Source organism: Bradyrhizobium sp., assembly GCF_030654605.1.
Classification (GTDB): Bacteria; Pseudomonadota; Alphaproteobacteria; order Rhizobiales; family Xanthobacteraceae; genus Bradyrhizobium.
On the sequence record NZ_JAURXB010000283.1, the window covers coordinates 1 to 15,763 of the forward strand.

The 15,763-nt window shown below is 61.4% G+C and carries 14 protein-coding genes; 9 read left to right on the top strand and 5 right to left on the bottom strand.

Features of this window, described 5'->3' with window-relative positions:
* The first annotated feature begins 713 nt into the window (after window positions 1-713).
* Complete coding sequence (locus Q7U29_RS26140) at window positions 714-1,319, top strand: hypothetical protein (protein WP_304746278.1); 606 nt, start codon at window positions 714-716, stop codon at window positions 1,317-1,319.
* Between the two features lie 195 nt (window positions 1,320-1,514).
* Here the strand turns inward: Q7U29_RS26140 and Q7U29_RS26145 are convergent, their stop codons facing one another.
* From Q7U29_RS26145 to Q7U29_RS26155, 3 genes are all read right to left on the bottom strand, one after another.
* Window positions 1,515-3,470 (bottom strand): hypothetical protein, encoded by a 1,956-nt coding sequence (locus Q7U29_RS26145; RefSeq protein ID WP_304746280.1) that lies wholly within the window; start codon window positions 3,468-3,470, stop codon window positions 1,515-1,517.
* Between the two features lie 344 nt (window positions 3,471-3,814).
* Window positions 3,815-4,675 carry a hypothetical protein gene (locus Q7U29_RS26150; protein ID WP_304746282.1) on the bottom strand — a complete coding sequence of 287 codons (861 nt, stop codon included), beginning with the start codon at window positions 4,673-4,675 and terminating at the stop codon, window positions 3,815-3,817.
* Window positions 4,676-4,722: 47 nt separating this feature from the next.
* Window positions 4,723-5,013, bottom strand: coding sequence for a hypothetical protein (locus Q7U29_RS26155; RefSeq protein ID WP_304746284.1), 291 nt, complete (start codon window positions 5,011-5,013; stop codon window positions 4,723-4,725).
* 264 nt (window positions 5,014-5,277) lie between these two features.
* Here Q7U29_RS26155 and Q7U29_RS26160 point away from each other — a divergent pair, with 264 nt between their 5' ends.
* Genes Q7U29_RS26160 through Q7U29_RS26170 form a run of 3 tightly spaced genes read left to right on the top strand, consistent with a single transcriptional unit; the run spans window position 5,278 to window position 8,310 of the window.
* The gene (locus Q7U29_RS26160) at window positions 5,278-5,862 is read left to right on the top strand and encodes an NnrU family protein (protein ID WP_304746286.1); all 585 of its coding nucleotides are present in this window, start codon (window positions 5,278-5,280) and stop codon (window positions 5,860-5,862) included.
* Window positions 5,863-5,866: 4 nt separating this feature from the next.
* A complete protein-coding gene (panB, locus tag Q7U29_RS26165; RefSeq protein WP_304746288.1) occupies window positions 5,867-6,691 on the top strand; it encodes a 3-methyl-2-oxobutanoate hydroxymethyltransferase in 825 nt (274 codons plus the stop codon).
* Window positions 6,692-6,705: 14 nt separating this feature from the next.
* Entirely contained in the window at window positions 6,706-8,310 is a 1,605-nt protein-coding gene (locus Q7U29_RS26170) for a class I adenylate-forming enzyme family protein (protein ID WP_304746290.1), read from the top strand.
* A 188-nt stretch (window positions 8,311-8,498) separates the two neighbouring features.
* Here Q7U29_RS26170 and Q7U29_RS26175 read toward each other — a convergent pair whose 3' ends face one another.
* Window positions 8,499-9,356: a hypothetical protein gene (locus Q7U29_RS26175; protein WP_304746292.1), complete on the bottom strand. Its 858-nt coding sequence runs from the start codon at window positions 9,354-9,356 to the stop codon at window positions 8,499-8,501.
* A gap of 317 nt (window positions 9,357-9,673) precedes the next feature.
* On the opposite strand from Q7U29_RS26175, the gene Q7U29_RS26180 reads away from it, so the two are divergent.
* The 5 genes from Q7U29_RS26180 to Q7U29_RS26200 all read left to right on the top strand — a co-directional run bounded on the left by Q7U29_RS26180 (window position 9,674) and on the right by Q7U29_RS26200 (window position 14,613).
* On the top strand, window positions 9,674-9,838 hold the full coding sequence (locus Q7U29_RS26180) for a Flp family type IVb pilin (RefSeq protein ID WP_304746294.1): 165 nt from the start codon (window positions 9,674-9,676) through the stop codon (window positions 9,836-9,838).
* Between the two features lie 440 nt (window positions 9,839-10,278).
* Window positions 10,279-11,076, top strand: a complete 798-nt coding sequence (gene cpaB / locus Q7U29_RS26185) for a Flp pilus assembly protein CpaB (protein WP_304746295.1) — start codon at window positions 10,279-10,281, stop codon at window positions 11,074-11,076.
* Between the two features lie 16 nt (window positions 11,077-11,092).
* Entirely contained in the window at window positions 11,093-12,580 is a 1,488-nt protein-coding gene (locus Q7U29_RS26190) for a type II and III secretion system protein family protein (protein ID WP_304746298.1), read from the top strand.
* Between the two features lie 36 nt (window positions 12,581-12,616).
* A complete protein-coding gene (locus tag Q7U29_RS26195) occupies window positions 12,617-13,360 on the top strand; it encodes a CpaD family pilus assembly protein (RefSeq protein ID WP_304746300.1) in 744 nt (247 codons plus the stop codon).
* Window positions 13,357-14,613 carry an AAA family ATPase gene (locus tag Q7U29_RS26200; protein ID WP_304746302.1) on the top strand — a complete coding sequence of 419 codons (1,257 nt, stop codon included), beginning with the start codon at window positions 13,357-13,359 and terminating at the stop codon, window positions 14,611-14,613. The genes Q7U29_RS26195 and Q7U29_RS26200 overlap by 4 nt, the downstream gene beginning before the upstream one ends.
* A 46-nt stretch (window positions 14,614-14,659) precedes the next feature.
* Here the strand turns inward: Q7U29_RS26200 and Q7U29_RS26205 are convergent, their stop codons facing one another.
* Window positions 14,660-15,481, bottom strand: a complete 822-nt coding sequence (locus tag Q7U29_RS26205; RefSeq protein ID WP_304746304.1) for a tetratricopeptide repeat protein — start codon at window positions 15,479-15,481, stop codon at window positions 14,660-14,662.
* Window positions 15,482-15,763 lie beyond the last annotated feature (282 nt).

The following is a 15,763-nucleotide window of genomic DNA, read 5'->3' on the forward strand; positions in this document are numbered from 1 at the left end:
CTGGGATACTGGATCACCCGCCTTCGCGGGTGACGACAGTTGTGGGTGTGTACCAAACGCGGCTTCGCGATCTCGCGGCGCGGTTCGCCCGAGGTTTGCTGTCAATTCCTCACCCTCGAGATTCAGAGGGCGCAGGGAAAGCCGGGTGCGCGCTGCACCCGCGGTCTCGTGTGCATTAGGGTAGAGGTAGGCGGCACACGAGCATACAGGTGAAGCGGAGGCATCCGGCTTTCCCTGCGCAGTGGTTTAAGGCTTATACGTGCTCTCCTCGGTGAGCCCTGCACTTTTGCCACCGTCGCCCGCGCCTTGACGCGAACTTGACACCTGCCTTTGGGGTGTCGGAACCACACGACTTCGCCGTCCGCTTCGGCATCGCCCGTCTCGCGCGCCGTCGCGTCCACCGCAGCCCATCCCCACGTTCGTGACGTTCGCGAAACGCCCCTCCGAATGGAACGGGATGCGGATAGATATAGCGCAACTTTCTAATTCTGAAAAACAGAATATTTTTATCGGAGGGGCTTGACACGTACTTCCGATAATCGGAAGTGATTTGCCCGTCGGGTTGGATTTGTTGAATTTGCACAGGAAATTGCTCCTCGGCTGCCAAGCATGTTTTGAAAATCTATTTCCAAACCGGCGATCCGTTGGCGGATGATGACAGTTCTGGGTGACGCACTATCTATGGTATTGCCCTGTCTCGGTGGGTCCGTCTCATGCGCCGGCGCGTCGTTTTCTCTCTCATCATGGCCATGGCGGCGGTCGCCAGTGCCGGAACTGCCGATGCCCAGCAGCGGCGTCCGCTCGACGCCACGCCGTTTTCGCATGCGCCTTGCAGCGTGCTGGACGGGCAACCCTGTACGCCGTCGTTCTGCAGCGTGTTCAATGACGGCCCCTGCATTCCCGAGATCGACTATCCCTATGGCCAGAATCTGCAGCTGACGATCGAAAGCTCGCCGTCGCCGGGCGCAGCCGCCAAATACCGGAAGCCCGGCCACGACCTCGACAGCATCGGCGACCTGTTCGCGGCGCTGCGGTCCTGCTGGTCGCCGCCGGAGGCCTCCTCGGCGCGCGAGGGCATGCAGATGTCGGTGCGCTTCAGTTTCAAACGGTCCGGCGAGATCATTGGAACTCCGCGCGTGACCTATGCCACGGCGGGGGCACCTGCGGAGGTCCGGGCGACCTACCTGAAGGCCATCAACGCCTCGCTCAAAGCCTGCGCGCCGCTGAAATTCACCGGCAACCTCGGCGGCGCCATCGCCGGGCGGCCGATCGCGATCCGCTACGTCGATAATCGCGAATTGAATCGACCAACTAATTGAATTGCTCGGAGAAGTGACTCTAAAATGTCTCCGCGCTGGCTCGCCGGGCGACTGCGAGTCATAGCGTCGCAAGGACGAAAAGACCCAGTTAATCTGCAGGAAGAGCCATCCCGCTACTTACGGCTGTCATGTGCACTTGGCCGAGTCCGCGGCCAGCTCGAAACCCCAGTGCTTTCGCGTCGCAAAACAATGTTATCACAGAACCGATCTGCATCTTCCCGCAAAACTCGCTCTGTCAAAATCCTGAACGGCGAGGTCGCCCTTTAGATTAATAATTCCAGTGACAGCCTCGGTAAAGGGCAACTTCAATTGAAAGAGGTCCGCCGAACGATGTGCTCTGAAGACGATGTTGCCACTTTCGGCCCGTCGAGCAAAGCCAGAGAATTTTCCTGTAAGTCCCCGCACTACGCCGTCCAATGTCACCTCAAACGTGAAGGACTGGTGGGCCAGCACGCACCAAATCGGCAACTTCAACCCAGCAGCGTCATACTGCTTTGGAGTGCTGGTTGGCGTCGGATCACCCCCAACCAATGTGGGCGTCTGTGCAATGGACGCATCGCTCATGATTGCAATGGCTTGGGCAGGGAGAGGGTTTAATTGACCAGCGTCAGTCTTTATGCCGCAAACTGGAAACGGTGCCAGGCGGGCAATATCGTTTTTGCAGCTATCCTGCACTAACTTGCAGGCATCTTTGGCTTTGTCGAACGGCCAATCTGTTGCTTTTTGGCCCTTGCCAAGCGCTTCCAATATCTCCTTCTTCGTAAGCCGATGCTTGTGACGCAAGTCAAAGTCGACCAAAACAGAAGCTTGCGCTGCGTCTACCAGAAGTCTCTTGACGGTCGCCTGTCCTTCCTTACCTATGGCAAATGCTCTCAAAAGCTGTTCAATGTTCTTCGACGCTTGACTGTCAGTGAAGTCGAAAATGCCGTTCCCCTTGTGACGTTTTTCTAGCTCAGCCGCGATGTTAGAAGAAAGAGGTTTAAACAACGCCCTTATGGATTTCGAAAAATCCAGGTCTTGCGAAATCTTCTTCAACTCGACGGCGTTCCCTCCCGGAAGTTTATCAAGGAAGTCCGTGATCATTTGGCTCGGACCATTCGCGATTTGAGAGGTGAATGTCTGGAACATGGCAATGTACCCAGCGTCGACATCCCGCTTCGTTGTCAGCGAAATCGAAAATCCTAAGTGCTTTTCCTGGAATTGTTTCTTGGGCAACCTCCCCATATACCCAAGGAGAGACAGGACTGGCTCAAATTGTTTGAGAAAAGGAAGCGACGCGGAATATTCATATTCAGGCAAATCAAACTTTAGCTCTAAGCCGTAATCAGAAAGATTCGGTAACTTGAACATTTTGCTTGTGTCAAATTCAAGTTTATCGATTCTCGGGCCCGCAAGCGCGAACAGGTCTTCTATAATCTTACGTGCAATCTCCGGCGCGTTTTCCTCGCCCGCCCGTTGAAGCCAAGCCACAATATCCGACCACTCAAGAATAAGCTGTTCCTTGAGCGTCGCAACCGAACCCTCGACCGTGCTCCCGGCGGTAAAGATGGCCCAACCAACTTCTTGCGCCACTCGCGATTCAGATATTGCGTCAACAAAACGCTTCGATGCCACGTAAACGTACTTGTTCGCAACGCGCCTACGAGGGTCGGCCCACTGATCGTAACCCTTACCCGGTTCGATCTTTACGAAGCCCATTCCAGCCACAATTTTCTTCACGTCGAGCGGAGGTGCGCTGAAGTGTCCCTCTGAGTTCGATTTGACCTTTGCTTTGTCTACCTCCGCGCCAAACGGCAGAGTAAGCTTGTATCCGGCGGAGCCCGCCTGTGCGTTGTAGGTGAAGTTCCCGTCTGTACGAATGTCAAAAAGCACAATCCCTTCCTTCGGGATTGGAACGGTCCCTAAAGCTGAAGCGAATTGATCTCGCGCTTGATTAACTGTTTTCCGCACGTTGTCTGCCTGCTTGCAGACGTTCCCAGCATCCAGGATGTGTTTCGGAAGTTCGAATGGCTTCTTCAGTATTTCTTCTGCCCCTTTGCGATCGCGGTCGAACTGCTCTTTCGGATTCAATGACGGTATTGGATTGAACTTCCATTGCGCGCTTACTTGGACTTGGGTGGCCAACAGAAACCCAATTGCGAGCACAAACATGCGCCCGGATCTGCGCGCAGTCTCTTCAGAACGTGACCTGAATTCGACATTCAACGAAGGCGGAGGATAGTCGTAATTTTGCATACGCCGTACCGCAGTGGTTGCCGACCAACTTTTGAACAGGCGTGGATTGTAAGGGCCGTTTTTGAAACAGGCAAGAGATCGGAGCGGCTTTTCAAAATTCGATAGTTGAACTCCCCCTCCCGACGCGGTGGAACAAGTCCGACAATGCGAATTAGTTGCATGGGGTAGCGTTCCCGCAGCGTGCCCATGCGGCCCCGCCCTTATCAGCACCCAGACAGCCCAGACGGGGCCGCTCTCATCTTGGATTTCAATCGCGAGCACTAAACGCGCTTCTTCTTCGTCCGGCCAGCGGTTGCGCGTTTTGCAGGCTTTTTTGCCGGCTTTTGTTTGCTGGTCGTGCCAAGTGTTTCGTGAACATTCGTCACCTTATAAAGCGCAGGCTCGCCTTTCGCGGTGCTCACTTGCCCGTCGATGACATGAGCCACCTTGAACGGGTAGGGGCGGTCGAGGACCGCGGCCTTAGATTCTGGCGTCATGAAATGAAGCTTCACCGGCTTTGTCGAGAAGCGCTCGATAATGCCCCGATCGCCAACCTTAGACTTAGGGTCGCCGCGCATCTGCTCAAGGTAGAGAACCTCGCGTTGGAAGGAGCCGGGATCGGGGATAGCGGGCCCGAGGAATCGCCGTACATTGTTCTGTATCGCGTTGGCGGTCTCGTTGTTGATTATGATGTTATTGGTTATGGCGATGGGCGCTGTGTTGCCGATGAAAGTAAAGCTGATCGCGCCCGAACCGTCTTTAGCGGTGGGCTCCACAATGCGCGAGAGCCTCGTCGCGTCATCGCGGGTAATCTCCGCCGGAGGCTTGGATTTTTGAGTCCGGAAGTACTCGATAAGGTCGTAAAGGTTCGTCATGAAACCGGCGAGTACGTCAATGTCCTTGAGCACCATCGAACCCTGCTCAAGGAGACTCTTCAAAAGGATGATGATACTGCCCGTTCGAACCTCGGAGACATAGAGCCTCGCGTTACCCGGCTGCTCGAAGCCATGCCGGTGTACGAAGTTCTCGTATTGCTTGCCAAGCGCGCGGAAGCTCTCGCCCAGATCCGCCAACTCTACCGGCCGGCCAGTCGAATACCTAACCTCAAGGGCAATGCCCTTGCTCTCGTCTGATGCCGGCATGGTCCCCCCAAACCTACACGTTACACGAGTGTTTCCGTATATCGGCATTAGGTCAAGGAGTTACAATGGATACCGCTTGCAATGGCAGGTCTGCGCCCAATCCATGAAGTAGAAAAACTCTCGGCCTTCGCTGTGGTCACAGCTTGAGTGCGGATCTCTGCCGGCACCAATGTTCGCTTCGTCGCACGGTCGGCAATTGCTGGATGCAACTGCGCCAGCGTGCCATTATAGACCAGATAGGGCTGGCGGCTGCCATTGAGCCTTTGATTGCCCAGTGACGGCCATTTCTTGAGTTCGGCGGGTGCATCGTAGGCTATCGGCAAGGTTTCTCTGAACATCGAGCTCACCCGGGAACGTGATCTCCGGAACGTTAGCCGCGGGCGGTAGACAGATTCGAACTACACCGTCATTCCGGGATGGCCCGAAGGGCCAGACCCGGAATCTCGACATCGGACGAAGACTCGCGAAACGAGCTCCAGGTTCCGGGTTCGCGCTTCGCGCGCCCCGGAATGACGGGTGGGTCGGCGATCCCGCATTGCGGCCCTGACCGCAAAAGTGTTACCCGAAGGTAACAACAGCGTCCCTGCCACGGAGGAAACGTCATGGGACTTTCGGTGATGATCCTGGGCCTCGTGCTGTTCATCGGCGTCCACACGCTGACCACGCAGCGGAGCTTGCGGGCGCGCCTGATCGCCTCGACGGGCGAGGGCGGCTACAAGATCGGCTATTCGCTGGTCTCGGCCGTGGGTCTCGCGCTGATCGTCTGGGGTTTTGCCAAATACCGTGCGACCGGCTGGATCGACGTCTGGTATCCGCCGGCCGCCATGAAGCACCTGGTGGCGGCGCTGATGCTGCCTGCCGTCATCCTGGTGGTGGCGTCCTATATACGCGGCCGTATCTACACCACGCTGAAGCATCCGATGCTGACCGGCGTAAAACTATGGGCGGCGGCGCATCTGCTCGCCAATGGCGATCTTGGTTCGATCATCCTGTTCGGCTCGTTCCTGGGATGGGCGGTGTTCGACCGGATCTCGCTGAAGCATCGCACCGACCCGGGCGGACCACCAATCCCGGTCGGCGGTATGAGCAACGACCTGATCGCAGCGGCGGTCGGTTTTGTCGCCTATCTGGCGCTGGCGTTCGCGTTCCACCCCGTCGTGATCGGCGCTCCCGTCGTAGGAGGCTGAATAAGTGTCAGTGCAGTCGACCATCAGGCGCAAGACCGCGCCGGATATCCGCGCCCGCAAGAACGGCGAACCGATCGTGATGCTGACCTCGTATCACGCCCATACCGCCGCTTTGGTCGATCGCTATTGCGACGTCATCCTGGTCGGCGATTCCCTTGGGAATGTGATGCACGGTTTCGAGACCACGGTGCCGGTGACGCTGGAGATGATGATCCTGCAGGGCCACGCCGTGATGCGCGGTTCGCAGCATGCGCTGGTCGTGGTCGACATGCCCTTCGGCTCCTATGAAGCCTCGAAAGAGCAGGCGTTTCATGCGGCGGTGCGGATCCTGAAGGAGACCCATTGCGGCGCCGTCAAGCTCGAAGGCGGCGAGCGGATGGCGGAGACTGTCGCGTTTCTGGTCGAACGCGGCATTCCCGTGATGGGGCATATCGGGTTGACGCCGCAGTCGATCAACACGCTCGGCTCGTTTCGCGCCCAGGGCCGCGAGGAGGGCAGCTGGGAGCCGATCGAGAATGACGCGAAGGCGATCTCGCAAGCCGGTGCCTTCTCGGTCGTGGTCGAGGCGGTCGCCGAGCCCCTGGCCCGGAAGATCACCGAAACCATCGCCATCCCCACCATCGGCATCGGCGCAAGTGCTGCCTGCGACGGCCAGGTGCTGGTGCTGGAGGACATGCTTGGCCTGTCGGCGCGGACGCCGAAATTCGTCCGCCGCTACGGCAATCTCGGGCCGATGATCGAAGCCGCGATCGAGGGCTATGCCACCGACGTGCGCTCGCGCGCCTTCCCGGGGCCGGAGCATGTCTACGGCATGAAGACCAAAAACTGATACGGAGCGGCGCGATGGACTGGTCGCAACACTCCATTCCCGCCATGCGGCTCGAGGCGCGCTTCGGCGACCGCGTGGTGCCGGCATTCTGCGCGCGGCCGAACAGCATCTGGGCGATGATCGCGGATGCCGCCGCGCGAAATCCTGACGGCGAAGCGCTGGTCTGCGGTGAGCGGCGGTTGAGCTGGCGCGAAGCGATAAAGCGGTCCGCGGAGATCGCGGCCGGGTTTCAAAAGCTCGGCCTGCAGAGCGGCGACCGCGTCGCCGTGCTGCTCGGCAACCACATCGAATTCGCGCTGACGGTATTCGCCGCGGCGCATGCGGGGCTGGTGACGGTCTTGCTCGGCACCCGCCAGCAGAAGCCCGAGATCGCCTATGTGCTGACCGACTGCGGCGCCAGGGTCCTGATTCACGAAGCCGGTTTGGCCGACCGTCTGCCGGACGGCCGTGACGTTCCCGATCTCGTGCATCGTATCGCGGTCGACGATGATCCGCGCGTGTCGCAGTTTTCGTCGCTGACCGGCCACGCGCCTTTGCCGGCGCCGGCCGATGTCGGCGAGGAAGACACCGCGATGATCCTCTATACCTCGGGGACAACGGGGAAGCCGAAGGGCGCGATGCTGGCGCATTGCAACGTCATCCATTCGGCCATGGTGTTCGTGTCGTGCCTCGAGCTCACCGCGGCCGATCGCTCTATCGCGGCCGTGCCGCTCGGACATGTCACCGGTGTGGTCGCCAATATCATGACCATGGTCCGCTGCGCCGGCGCGCTGATCATCATGCCCGAATTCAAGGCCGCGGAATATCTCAAGGTCGCGGCGCGCGAGCGCGTCACCTACACCGTGATGGTTCCGGCGATGTACAATCTCTGCCTGCTGCAGCCGGATTTCGACAGCACCGATCTGTCGAGCTGGCGGATCGGCGGCTTTGGCGGCGCGCCGATGCCGATCGCCACGATCGAAAGACTGGCGGTGAAAATTCCCGGCCTGAAGCTCGCGAACTGCTATGGCGCGACCGAGACCACGTCGCCGTCCACCATGATGCCCGGCGAACTGACCGCCAGCCATATCGACAGCGTCGGGCTGCCGTGTCCCGGCGCCGATATCGTCGTGATGGACGCCGGCGGCCATGAGCTGCCGCGCGGCGAGATCGGCGAGATCTGGATCCGCTCGGCGTCGGTCATCAAGGGCTACTGGAATAATCCGAAAGCCACGGCCGAGAGTTTTACCGGCGGCTTCTGGCATTCCGGCGATCTCGGCTCGATCGACGATGAAAATTTCGTGCGCGTGTTCGACCGTCAGAAGGACATGATCAACCGCGGCGGCCTGAAAATCTACTCCGCCGAAGTCGAGTCCGTGCTTTCAGGCCACGCCAGCGTGGTCGAGAGCGCCATCATCGCCAGGCCGTGCCCGGTGCTGGGCGAGCGGGTGCATGCTGTGATCGTGACCCGCGGCGATGGCGTCGGCGCCGAAGCGCTGCGCGCCTGGTGCGCCGAGCGGCTGTCGGACTACAAGGTGCCGGAGACGATGGAGCTCACTTTGGAGCCGTTGCCGCGCAATGCCAACGGCAAGGTGATGAAGCGCCAGCTGCGCGAGGCCTGGTTGGCTGCGCAACGGTAGCGGCAGCCTTCTCCCTCACCCCGCTTGCGGGGAGAGGGTCGGGGTGAGGGGGACTCTCCGCGAACTGGTGTCAATCGATTGACCTGTACCCCCTCACCCGGATCACATCTGCGATGTGATCCGACCTCTCCCCGCAAGCGGGGAGAGGTGAAGATGAAGCCTCGTCACTCAGGCTTCAGAATCTTGCGCTACAGTTTCGGCGCGCTGGCCTTTGGCTGCGGATTGCGCTCGCCCTGTTCCGCGGCGAGCGCATCGGCGTCGATCCTGGCCGCGCTGATCATGCGCTTGAAATCCATCAGCGTGAACTGCGCCTTGCCGACCCGATCCGGCGTGGCGCCCGGCGTCAGCTCCACGCTCAGCGCGCCGTCGCAATTGGCGGCCTTGGCCTCGCCCAGCATGGCGGCGAGGTTCTTTTCCCTGGCCAGCGCGCGCTTCACCATTGCCACGCAACTGCCGCGGCCATTGCTGTCGTTCAGCTTGAGCGCCATTTTGGGGTCGAGCGGCCGGTCGACCGCCTCCAGCGCCGCCGCTTCCTTGTATTTGGCGCCGACCGACATGATCGAGCCCTTGCGATAGAAATAATACAAATGCTGGCTGCCGACGATGGTCGGCGCGCCGTATTTGTCCATGACCTGCTTGACCAGCTCGGCCCTGGAAGGCTGCTGGTCCAGCGCAAATGTCAGGTTTCGGTCGACGAAATAAGCGAGGTTGGCGCTGGCCGGCGCGGAGAAGCTCGACGAAAGCACTTCGCCGGTCTGCTTCGGATCGGAGGGAAGGGTGAAGACCATCGCGGCGGTATAGCTGAGGGCGGTACCCCCGAATTTCTGCTCCTGGATATCCGCCTTGCCGCGCCCCTTGAACGACGATTCGAGGATCGCCCGTGCGGATGCCGCCGAGGAATCCGCGGAGATGCCCAGAATATCCGGGCGCGCTTTCTTGGAGAACGCGGTTTCCGGTGTCTTCGGCTTGAACTCGTAGGCCAGGGAGGTTGCGGGCAGGGCTGCCGCAGCGACGGCAACAAGGGCAATCAAGGCGCGGCGAAGCATGAATCACCTTCAATACAAATCGGAAGCAAAGTTAAAGGATTACGCCAATTTTCGAACCGCGATGTCAATATCGCCCGCCCCGGACCACGGCTTTAATATTGCCTCAACCGGCCGCCAGGCGTCTCCATGATCACGATATTCCCGGGATGATCGGATCCGGGCCGGGACGGCAATCGAGACAATTTGCTACACAACTTGCGCGCAATATTCGAGGAATTTGCACTAATTCGCTTCATCCAAGCTTAGAAATTTTCGCAATAGGGTTCCTTCGAGGGAACTGGTGGAGCAGAACCCCATAGCGAGAGAGAAAGCATCACATGAAGCGTTCAATTTTGAAATTTCTGAATGACGAGTCCGGTGCCACGGCCATCGAATACGGCCTGATCGCAGCCGGCATTTCGCTGGCGATCATCGCCGTGGTCAACGGCCTCGGCACCAACCTGAACACCAAGTTCACCGATATCAATACTTCGCTGAAGTAATCGCACGTCCGCCTTCCCGGGCGGATTCGTAACCTGATGCCGGCGGCCACTGAAATTCAGTGTGCCGCCGGTTTTCTTTGCAGTTCATGCCTTCGAACGGCCGGTCAGGCGGTGCGCACCGGCGGCGCCGTTCGAAAATTCCCGCCGATCGGCGCGCACCGCGGGGTCAGCGCCTCCGCATCCGGTGCCCGCGCGTTATCGCGGAAGCCGCCACGCGCGAGGGCGCGCAGATCTCCATAGTTTTACGGACTCGCGTCGAGGGTAACGTCTTCTTCACCATGAACGCCCCGTTCACCATGAGGACAAATCCCCGCGGTCTTTCGCCAAACTCCCTGAACCCTCAAGTTCGCTTATACCTTTACTGCCTAGTCATGGCTGGAGGAGACGGCGTCATCCCACTGCAGTTCAGTCGTCCGGCGTAAAAGTAGATCGTAAAGCGTATGAATACCGCTCGCATTGTGGTCCTGACAATCGCTCTCGGTGCCGGTGGCATTGCCGCCTACCTCGCGAGCGGGACCGACAAGAAAACCGTCGCGGCCGAACCGGCGGCCCAGATGCCGACGGTCGAGGTTCTCGTCGCCGGAGCCGACATCGGCCTCGGCCAGTCGCTCAAGCCAGGCGACCTGCAATGGCAGACATGGCCGGCCTCGTCGACCAGCAACGGCTTCATTCGCCGCGGCGAACGCCCTGATGCCACCACGCAGGTGGCGGGGTCAATCGCGCGCGCGCCCTTCATCGCCGGCGAACCGATCCGGGAGCAGAAGCTGGTCAGGGCCGACGGATCCGGCTTCATGGCGGCGATCCTGCCCACCGGCATGCGCGCCATTTCCACCGAAATTTCGCCGGAGTCCGGCGCCGGCGGCTTCATCCTGCCGAACGACCGCGTCGACGTGATCCTGTCCAGGCGCGAGAAGGGCGCCGACAAGAACGGCGCCGACGTCGTCAACTCCGAAATCATCCTGAGCAATGTCCGCGTGCTCGCGATCGATCAGGCGCCGAAGGAAAAAGACGGCCAGAACGCCGTGATCGGCAAGACCGTCACGCTCGAGCTGAAGCCCGAGCAGGCCGAGACGCTGGCGCGCTCGCGCCAGAGCGGGACGCTGGCGCTGGCGTTGCGCAGCATCGCCGACCTCAACGTGGTCGAGAACATCACCGAGGATTCTGCCGCTCTCAAAAAGGGCGCGGGTATCAATGTGGTTCGCTACGGCGTCCTCAGCGCGACGACGACACAGAAGTGACCGAAGGACGCTCGATATGAAATACAGCAGAAATCAGCTGGCAATGCGGACCTTGATGGCCGGCGCGCTTTCGTTGTCGGCCGCAGCCGCGCTGACGCTCGATCCGGTTTTGACGCCGGCTTTTGCCGCCGACGAAGCGGTGCCGGCGCCGGTCGGCGAGCAGGCGCCGCTGGTGTCGCCGGTCGCCACCATCGCATCGACCAGGCAACGTTTCCTGGCGCTCGGCATCGGCAAATCCGTGATCATCGACTTGCCGCGCGAGGTCAAGGATGTGCTGGTCGCCGATCCCAAGATTGCGAACGCGGTGGTGCGCTCGGCGCAGCGCGCCTACATCATCGGCGCCGCGGTCGGTCAGACCAACGTGGTGTTCTTCGATGCCGCGGGCCAGCAGGTCGCGGCCTATGACATCGCGGTCAAGCGCGATCTCAACGGCGTGCGCGCCGCGCTGCGGCATACCCCGGGAATCCAGATCGAGGGCGTCGGCGACGGCGTCATGCTGACCGGCACGGTATCCACTCCGATCGAGGCGCAGCAGGCGGGTGACCTCGCAGCAAGGCTGGTCGGTGGTCCCGACAAGGTCGTCAATTCGATCGTCGTCAAGGGCCGCGATCAGGTGATGCTGAAGGTCACGGTCGCGGAAGTGCGGCGGGACATCGTCAAACAGATGGGCGTCGATCTCTCTGCCAGCATGAACTCCGGCACCACGGTCGTGCAATTCAACAACACCAACCCGTTCACCGCCAACAGTGGACCGCTGGTCCCGGGCAATGGGCTTGCCGCGGCGTTCGGCTCGAGCCCGTCGGTGCAGGCGACGCTTCGCGCGATGGAGAGCGCCGGCGTCGTGCGGACTCTCGCCGAACCCAATCTGACGGCGATCTCCGGCGAATCCGCGACATTCATCTCGGGCGGCGAATTTCCCATTCCGACCGGCGTGACCTGCCAGCCGATAGCGGGGGGCGGGATCGGACAATGCGTCCAGACGGTCAGCTACAAGAAATTCGGCATCTCGCTCAACTTCACCCCGGTGGTGCTGAGCGAGGGGCGGATCAGCCTGCGGGTGATGACCGAAGTGTCGGAAGTCTCGACCGAAAACGCCTTGACCGGCGGTGCCGGTGGAACGACGATTCCCTCCATCAAGACCCGTCGTGCCGAAACCACGCTCGAAATCCCCTCCGGCGGCTCGATTGCGATGGCCGGCCTGATCCAGGAAAAGACCAAGCAGGCGGTCAACGGAATTCCCGGCCTCGACTCCTTGCCCGTCCTCGGCGCGCTGTTCCGGAGCCAGGATTTCATCAACAACCAGACCGAACTGATGGTCCTGGTGACGCCCTATGTGGTTCGGGCGGTCGCGCAGAAAGAGCTGTCGCGTCCTGACGACGGATTTGCCCCGGCGTCGGATTCGCAATCGACCCTGCTGGCGCAGATCAACCGGATTTACGGCGTCGCCGGCCGCGCCGAAATGGCCAGCGGCTCCCCGAGCAATTTTGGCTTCATCATTGACTGACGCGGTGCCCGGCGTTTGCGGGACGAGGACAAAACGATGACGAACAGAACACCGCGCGATCGCGTTCGCACCCTGCGCCTGCTGGGCGCGCTGGCCGGCCTCTCGGTCGCGCTGGGAGCCTGCACCTACACCGGTGCGGAAGTCGTGACGACGGCGAGCGTGCCCTACGACTACCGGCAGAACCATCCGATTGCGGTTCAGGAAGCCGACACCTCGATCGTCGTCTTCGTCGGGCAGGGACGCGGCGGCCTGTCCGCTGCGCAGCGCGCCGACGTCATGGGATTGGCGCGGACCTGGGTTCGCGAAGGCACCGGTGCGATCGTGGTGGATGTGCCGGTCGACACCCCGAACGCCCGGGCCGCGGCGTCGACCGCGCAGGAAATCCGGGCGACGCTGGCGGCGGGCGGTGTGCCGGCACGCGGCGTCAGGCTGCATCGCTACCGTCCGGACGATCCCCGCACGCTGGCGACCATCAGGCTGAGCTACCCGAAAATCTCGGCGGTCGCCGGCCCCTGCGGCCTGTGGCCGGAGGATCTCGGACCCTCGACCCTGAACAAGGGCTACAGCGAAAACCGGCCGTATCACAATTTCGGTTGTGCGAACCAGCGCAACCTCGCCGCAATGATCGACAATCCGGCGGACCTCGAACAGCCGAGATCCGAGACTGCCGCCTATACGGCGCGACGCACGGAGGCGTTCGAGAAGTATCGCAAGGGTACCTCGACGGCGACCAACTATCCCGAATCCGACAAAGCCAAACTCAGCGATACAGGCAAATGACAACCGCCACTGGACTTCCCGAAAATCAACCGGCGCCGCACGCGGACGACTATATCGCTCCGGCGCCGCGCGTGTCGGTGCAGGCCTTTTGCGAGTCGGTGACGACCGCTCTCGCCGTGAAAGCGGCGGCCGAAGACCGCCGTCTCGGCAAGGCGCATCTCACCGTCCAGATGGGCGGCGTGGCGACCGCCATCGAGAACTATCGCACGGTACCGACGCCGAACGTGATCATTCTGGAAACCGAAGGCGGCAGCGATATTCTTGCCGGCCTCGATGACCTCGCATCGGTGTGCGATCCCGGAACCCGCGTCGTCGTGATCGGCACCGCGCACGATGCCGCGCCCTACCGCGAACTGGTGCGTCGCGGTGTCAGCGATTACGTCATCGGTCCGGTCGTTCCGCTCGATGTGGTGCGCTCGGTCTGCAGCCTGTTTTCGGCGTCGGAGGCCGTGGCCGTCGGGCGTATCATCGCCGTCGTCGGCGCCAAGGGCGGCGTCGGCGCGTCCACCGTCGCGCACAATGTGGCCTGGGCGATCGCCCGCGACCTCCAGCTGGATTCCGTCGTCATCGATCTCGACCTCGCGTTCGGCACCGCCGGACTCGATTACAACAAGGACCCGTTGCAGGGGATCGCCAATGCGATCTTCTCGCCCGACCGGCCCGATACGTCCTTCGTCGACCGCCTGCTGGCGAAGTGCACCGACAATCTCAGCCTGCTGGCGGCGCCGGCATCGCTGGAGCGGGTCTACGACCTCGGCGCCGACGCCTTCGATGCGATCTTCGATACGCTGCGCATGACCACGCCCTGCATCGTGCTGGACGTTCCGCACCAGTGGTCGGGCTGGACCAAGCGCGTTCTGGTCGGCGCCGATGACATCCTGGTGGTCGCCGAGCCGGATCTCGCCAATTTGCGCAACACCAAGAACATGCTGAGCATGCTGAAGACGGCGCGGCCCAACGACCGGCCGCCGCTGTATTGTCTCAACCAGGTCGGCATGCACAAGCGACCGGAAATCACGACAGGCGAATTCGCCAAGGCGATCGAGAGTCCGCCGATCGCTTCCATTCCATTCGATTCGCGCATGTTCGGCACGGCCGCCAACAACGGCCAGATGATCGCGGAAATTTCCGCCAATCACCGCACCACCAAGATGTTTCTGCAGATCGCGCGGCAGCTGACCGGCCGCGGCGAGACCAGGAAGCCGAAGGGCTCGTTCCTGGCGCCGCTCATCAGGAAGCTGCGGGCAGGGTAGACGGCGTTTCGGCGACGATATCTTTCGCCGGGGCTCCGTCAGTGGCTCAGTCGCGGCGCCCGGCAGCTGCCACCGGCAGCTTGCCTGCATCCGCGCGTGCGCCCTTGCGGGCCAGCAATCGCTTGAGATCGGCGACATCCGCCGCGGCTTCGTCGGCCGGCCGATCGGCCTTCACAATGGTTTCAGCATCGGCGAGTCTGCCCTGCAGGCCGACCACCAGCGCCAAATTCAGCCGCACGCGCCGATCCGCATCCGGACGGCTGTTGGCGCGGCGCATGATCTCCTCCGCCCTGGGCAGATTTTTGGCGAGGACGTAGGACAGGCCGAGATTGGACAGCACGGAAGGTTCTTCGGGCGCGATCTTCAGCGCGCTTGCGTAGTATTGCCGCGCTTCCTCGTATCGGCCGAGCTGATCGAGCACCGCACCCTGAGCCGAAAGAATCCGCCAATCCGGATCGTCGGGGGTATGGGCGCGGGTGAGGATGTCGAAGGCCCGTTGAAAATTGCCGTTGTCCGCCAGCGCCCGCCCATAGCCGGCGAGCAGCGCCTTGTTGCTGGGATGAGCAAGGGTGGCCTGCTCGAGCACGGCTACGGCCTGGGACTTCTGTCCCGTGGCGCGTAGCGCCCTGCCATATTGCAGCGCCGCGTCGATATCTTTCGGATTGGCGCGAAAACGATCGCGTGAACCTTCCAGGTCGCGCCGCGGGTCGGCGGCGCGACTTGCTTCGGGCTTCTCCCCCAGCGACCCCGTGATGTCGGAAGTACCGGCGGTCTGGCAGCCACCCAGCCCCAACAGCAAGATCGCGGACGATGCTGCGAATGCAGCGCGTCTTGCGAAGCAATAATGGCGGCGCAACTGCTGGAGCACGAGGTTTGACCTATCGTCGGCGGGACTGGTCAAAAATGCTTGCAGTTTAACCCTAAGTTCAGGTTAAGGGGCGGTACGAACCGGAGCTGCAGCCATCGTTCGCGGGGAGCGAGCGTCGGCAGGTTGAAGGGGCTGATCGGCCTAGTACCTGGAATCATAAGTCCGTGTTGCTGCCATCCTTCGAGACGCGGCGAAGACGCCGCTCCTCAGGATGAGGTTTACCTTGTTGAAACGCCACAACCTCATGCTGAGGAGCGAGCGACGCGAGCGTCTCGAAGCATG

Bases quoted from the DNA above. Each gene is read 5' to 3' on its own strand.
- Q7U29_RS26170 (WP_304746290.1), top strand. From the start codon at position 6,706: ATGGACTGGTCGCAACACTCCATTCCCGCCATGCGGCTCGAGGCGCGC.
- Q7U29_RS26155 (WP_304746284.1), bottom strand. From the start codon at position 5,013: ATGTTCAGAGAAACCTTGCCGATAGCCTACGATGCACCCGCCGAACTC.
- cpaB (WP_304746295.1), top strand. From the start codon at position 10,279: ATGAATACCGCTCGCATTGTGGTCCTGACAATCGCTCTCGGTGCCGGT.
- Q7U29_RS26200 (WP_304746302.1), top strand. From the start codon at position 13,357: ATGACAACCGCCACTGGACTTCCCGAAAATCAACCGGCGCCGCACGCG.
- Q7U29_RS26180 (WP_304746294.1), top strand. From the start codon at position 9,674: ATGAAGCGTTCAATTTTGAAATTTCTGAATGACGAGTCCGGTGCCACG.
- Q7U29_RS26195 (WP_304746300.1), top strand. From the start codon at position 12,617: ATGACGAACAGAACACCGCGCGATCGCGTTCGCACCCTGCGCCTGCTG.
- Q7U29_RS26140 (WP_304746278.1), top strand. From the start codon at position 714: ATGCGCCGGCGCGTCGTTTTCTCTCTCATCATGGCCATGGCGGCGGTC.
- Q7U29_RS26175 (WP_304746292.1), bottom strand. From the start codon at position 9,356: ATGCTTCGCCGCGCCTTGATTGCCCTTGTTGCCGTCGCTGCGGCAGCC.
- Q7U29_RS26145 (WP_304746280.1), bottom strand. From the start codon at position 3,470: ATGTTTGTGCTCGCAATTGGGTTTCTGTTGGCCACCCAAGTCCAAGTA.
- Q7U29_RS26160 (WP_304746286.1), top strand. From the start codon at position 5,278: ATGGGACTTTCGGTGATGATCCTGGGCCTCGTGCTGTTCATCGGCGTC.
- Q7U29_RS26190 (WP_304746298.1), top strand. From the start codon at position 11,093: ATGAAATACAGCAGAAATCAGCTGGCAATGCGGACCTTGATGGCCGGC.
- Q7U29_RS26150 (WP_304746282.1), bottom strand. From the start codon at position 4,675: ATGCCGGCATCAGACGAGAGCAAGGGCATTGCCCTTGAGGTTAGGTAT.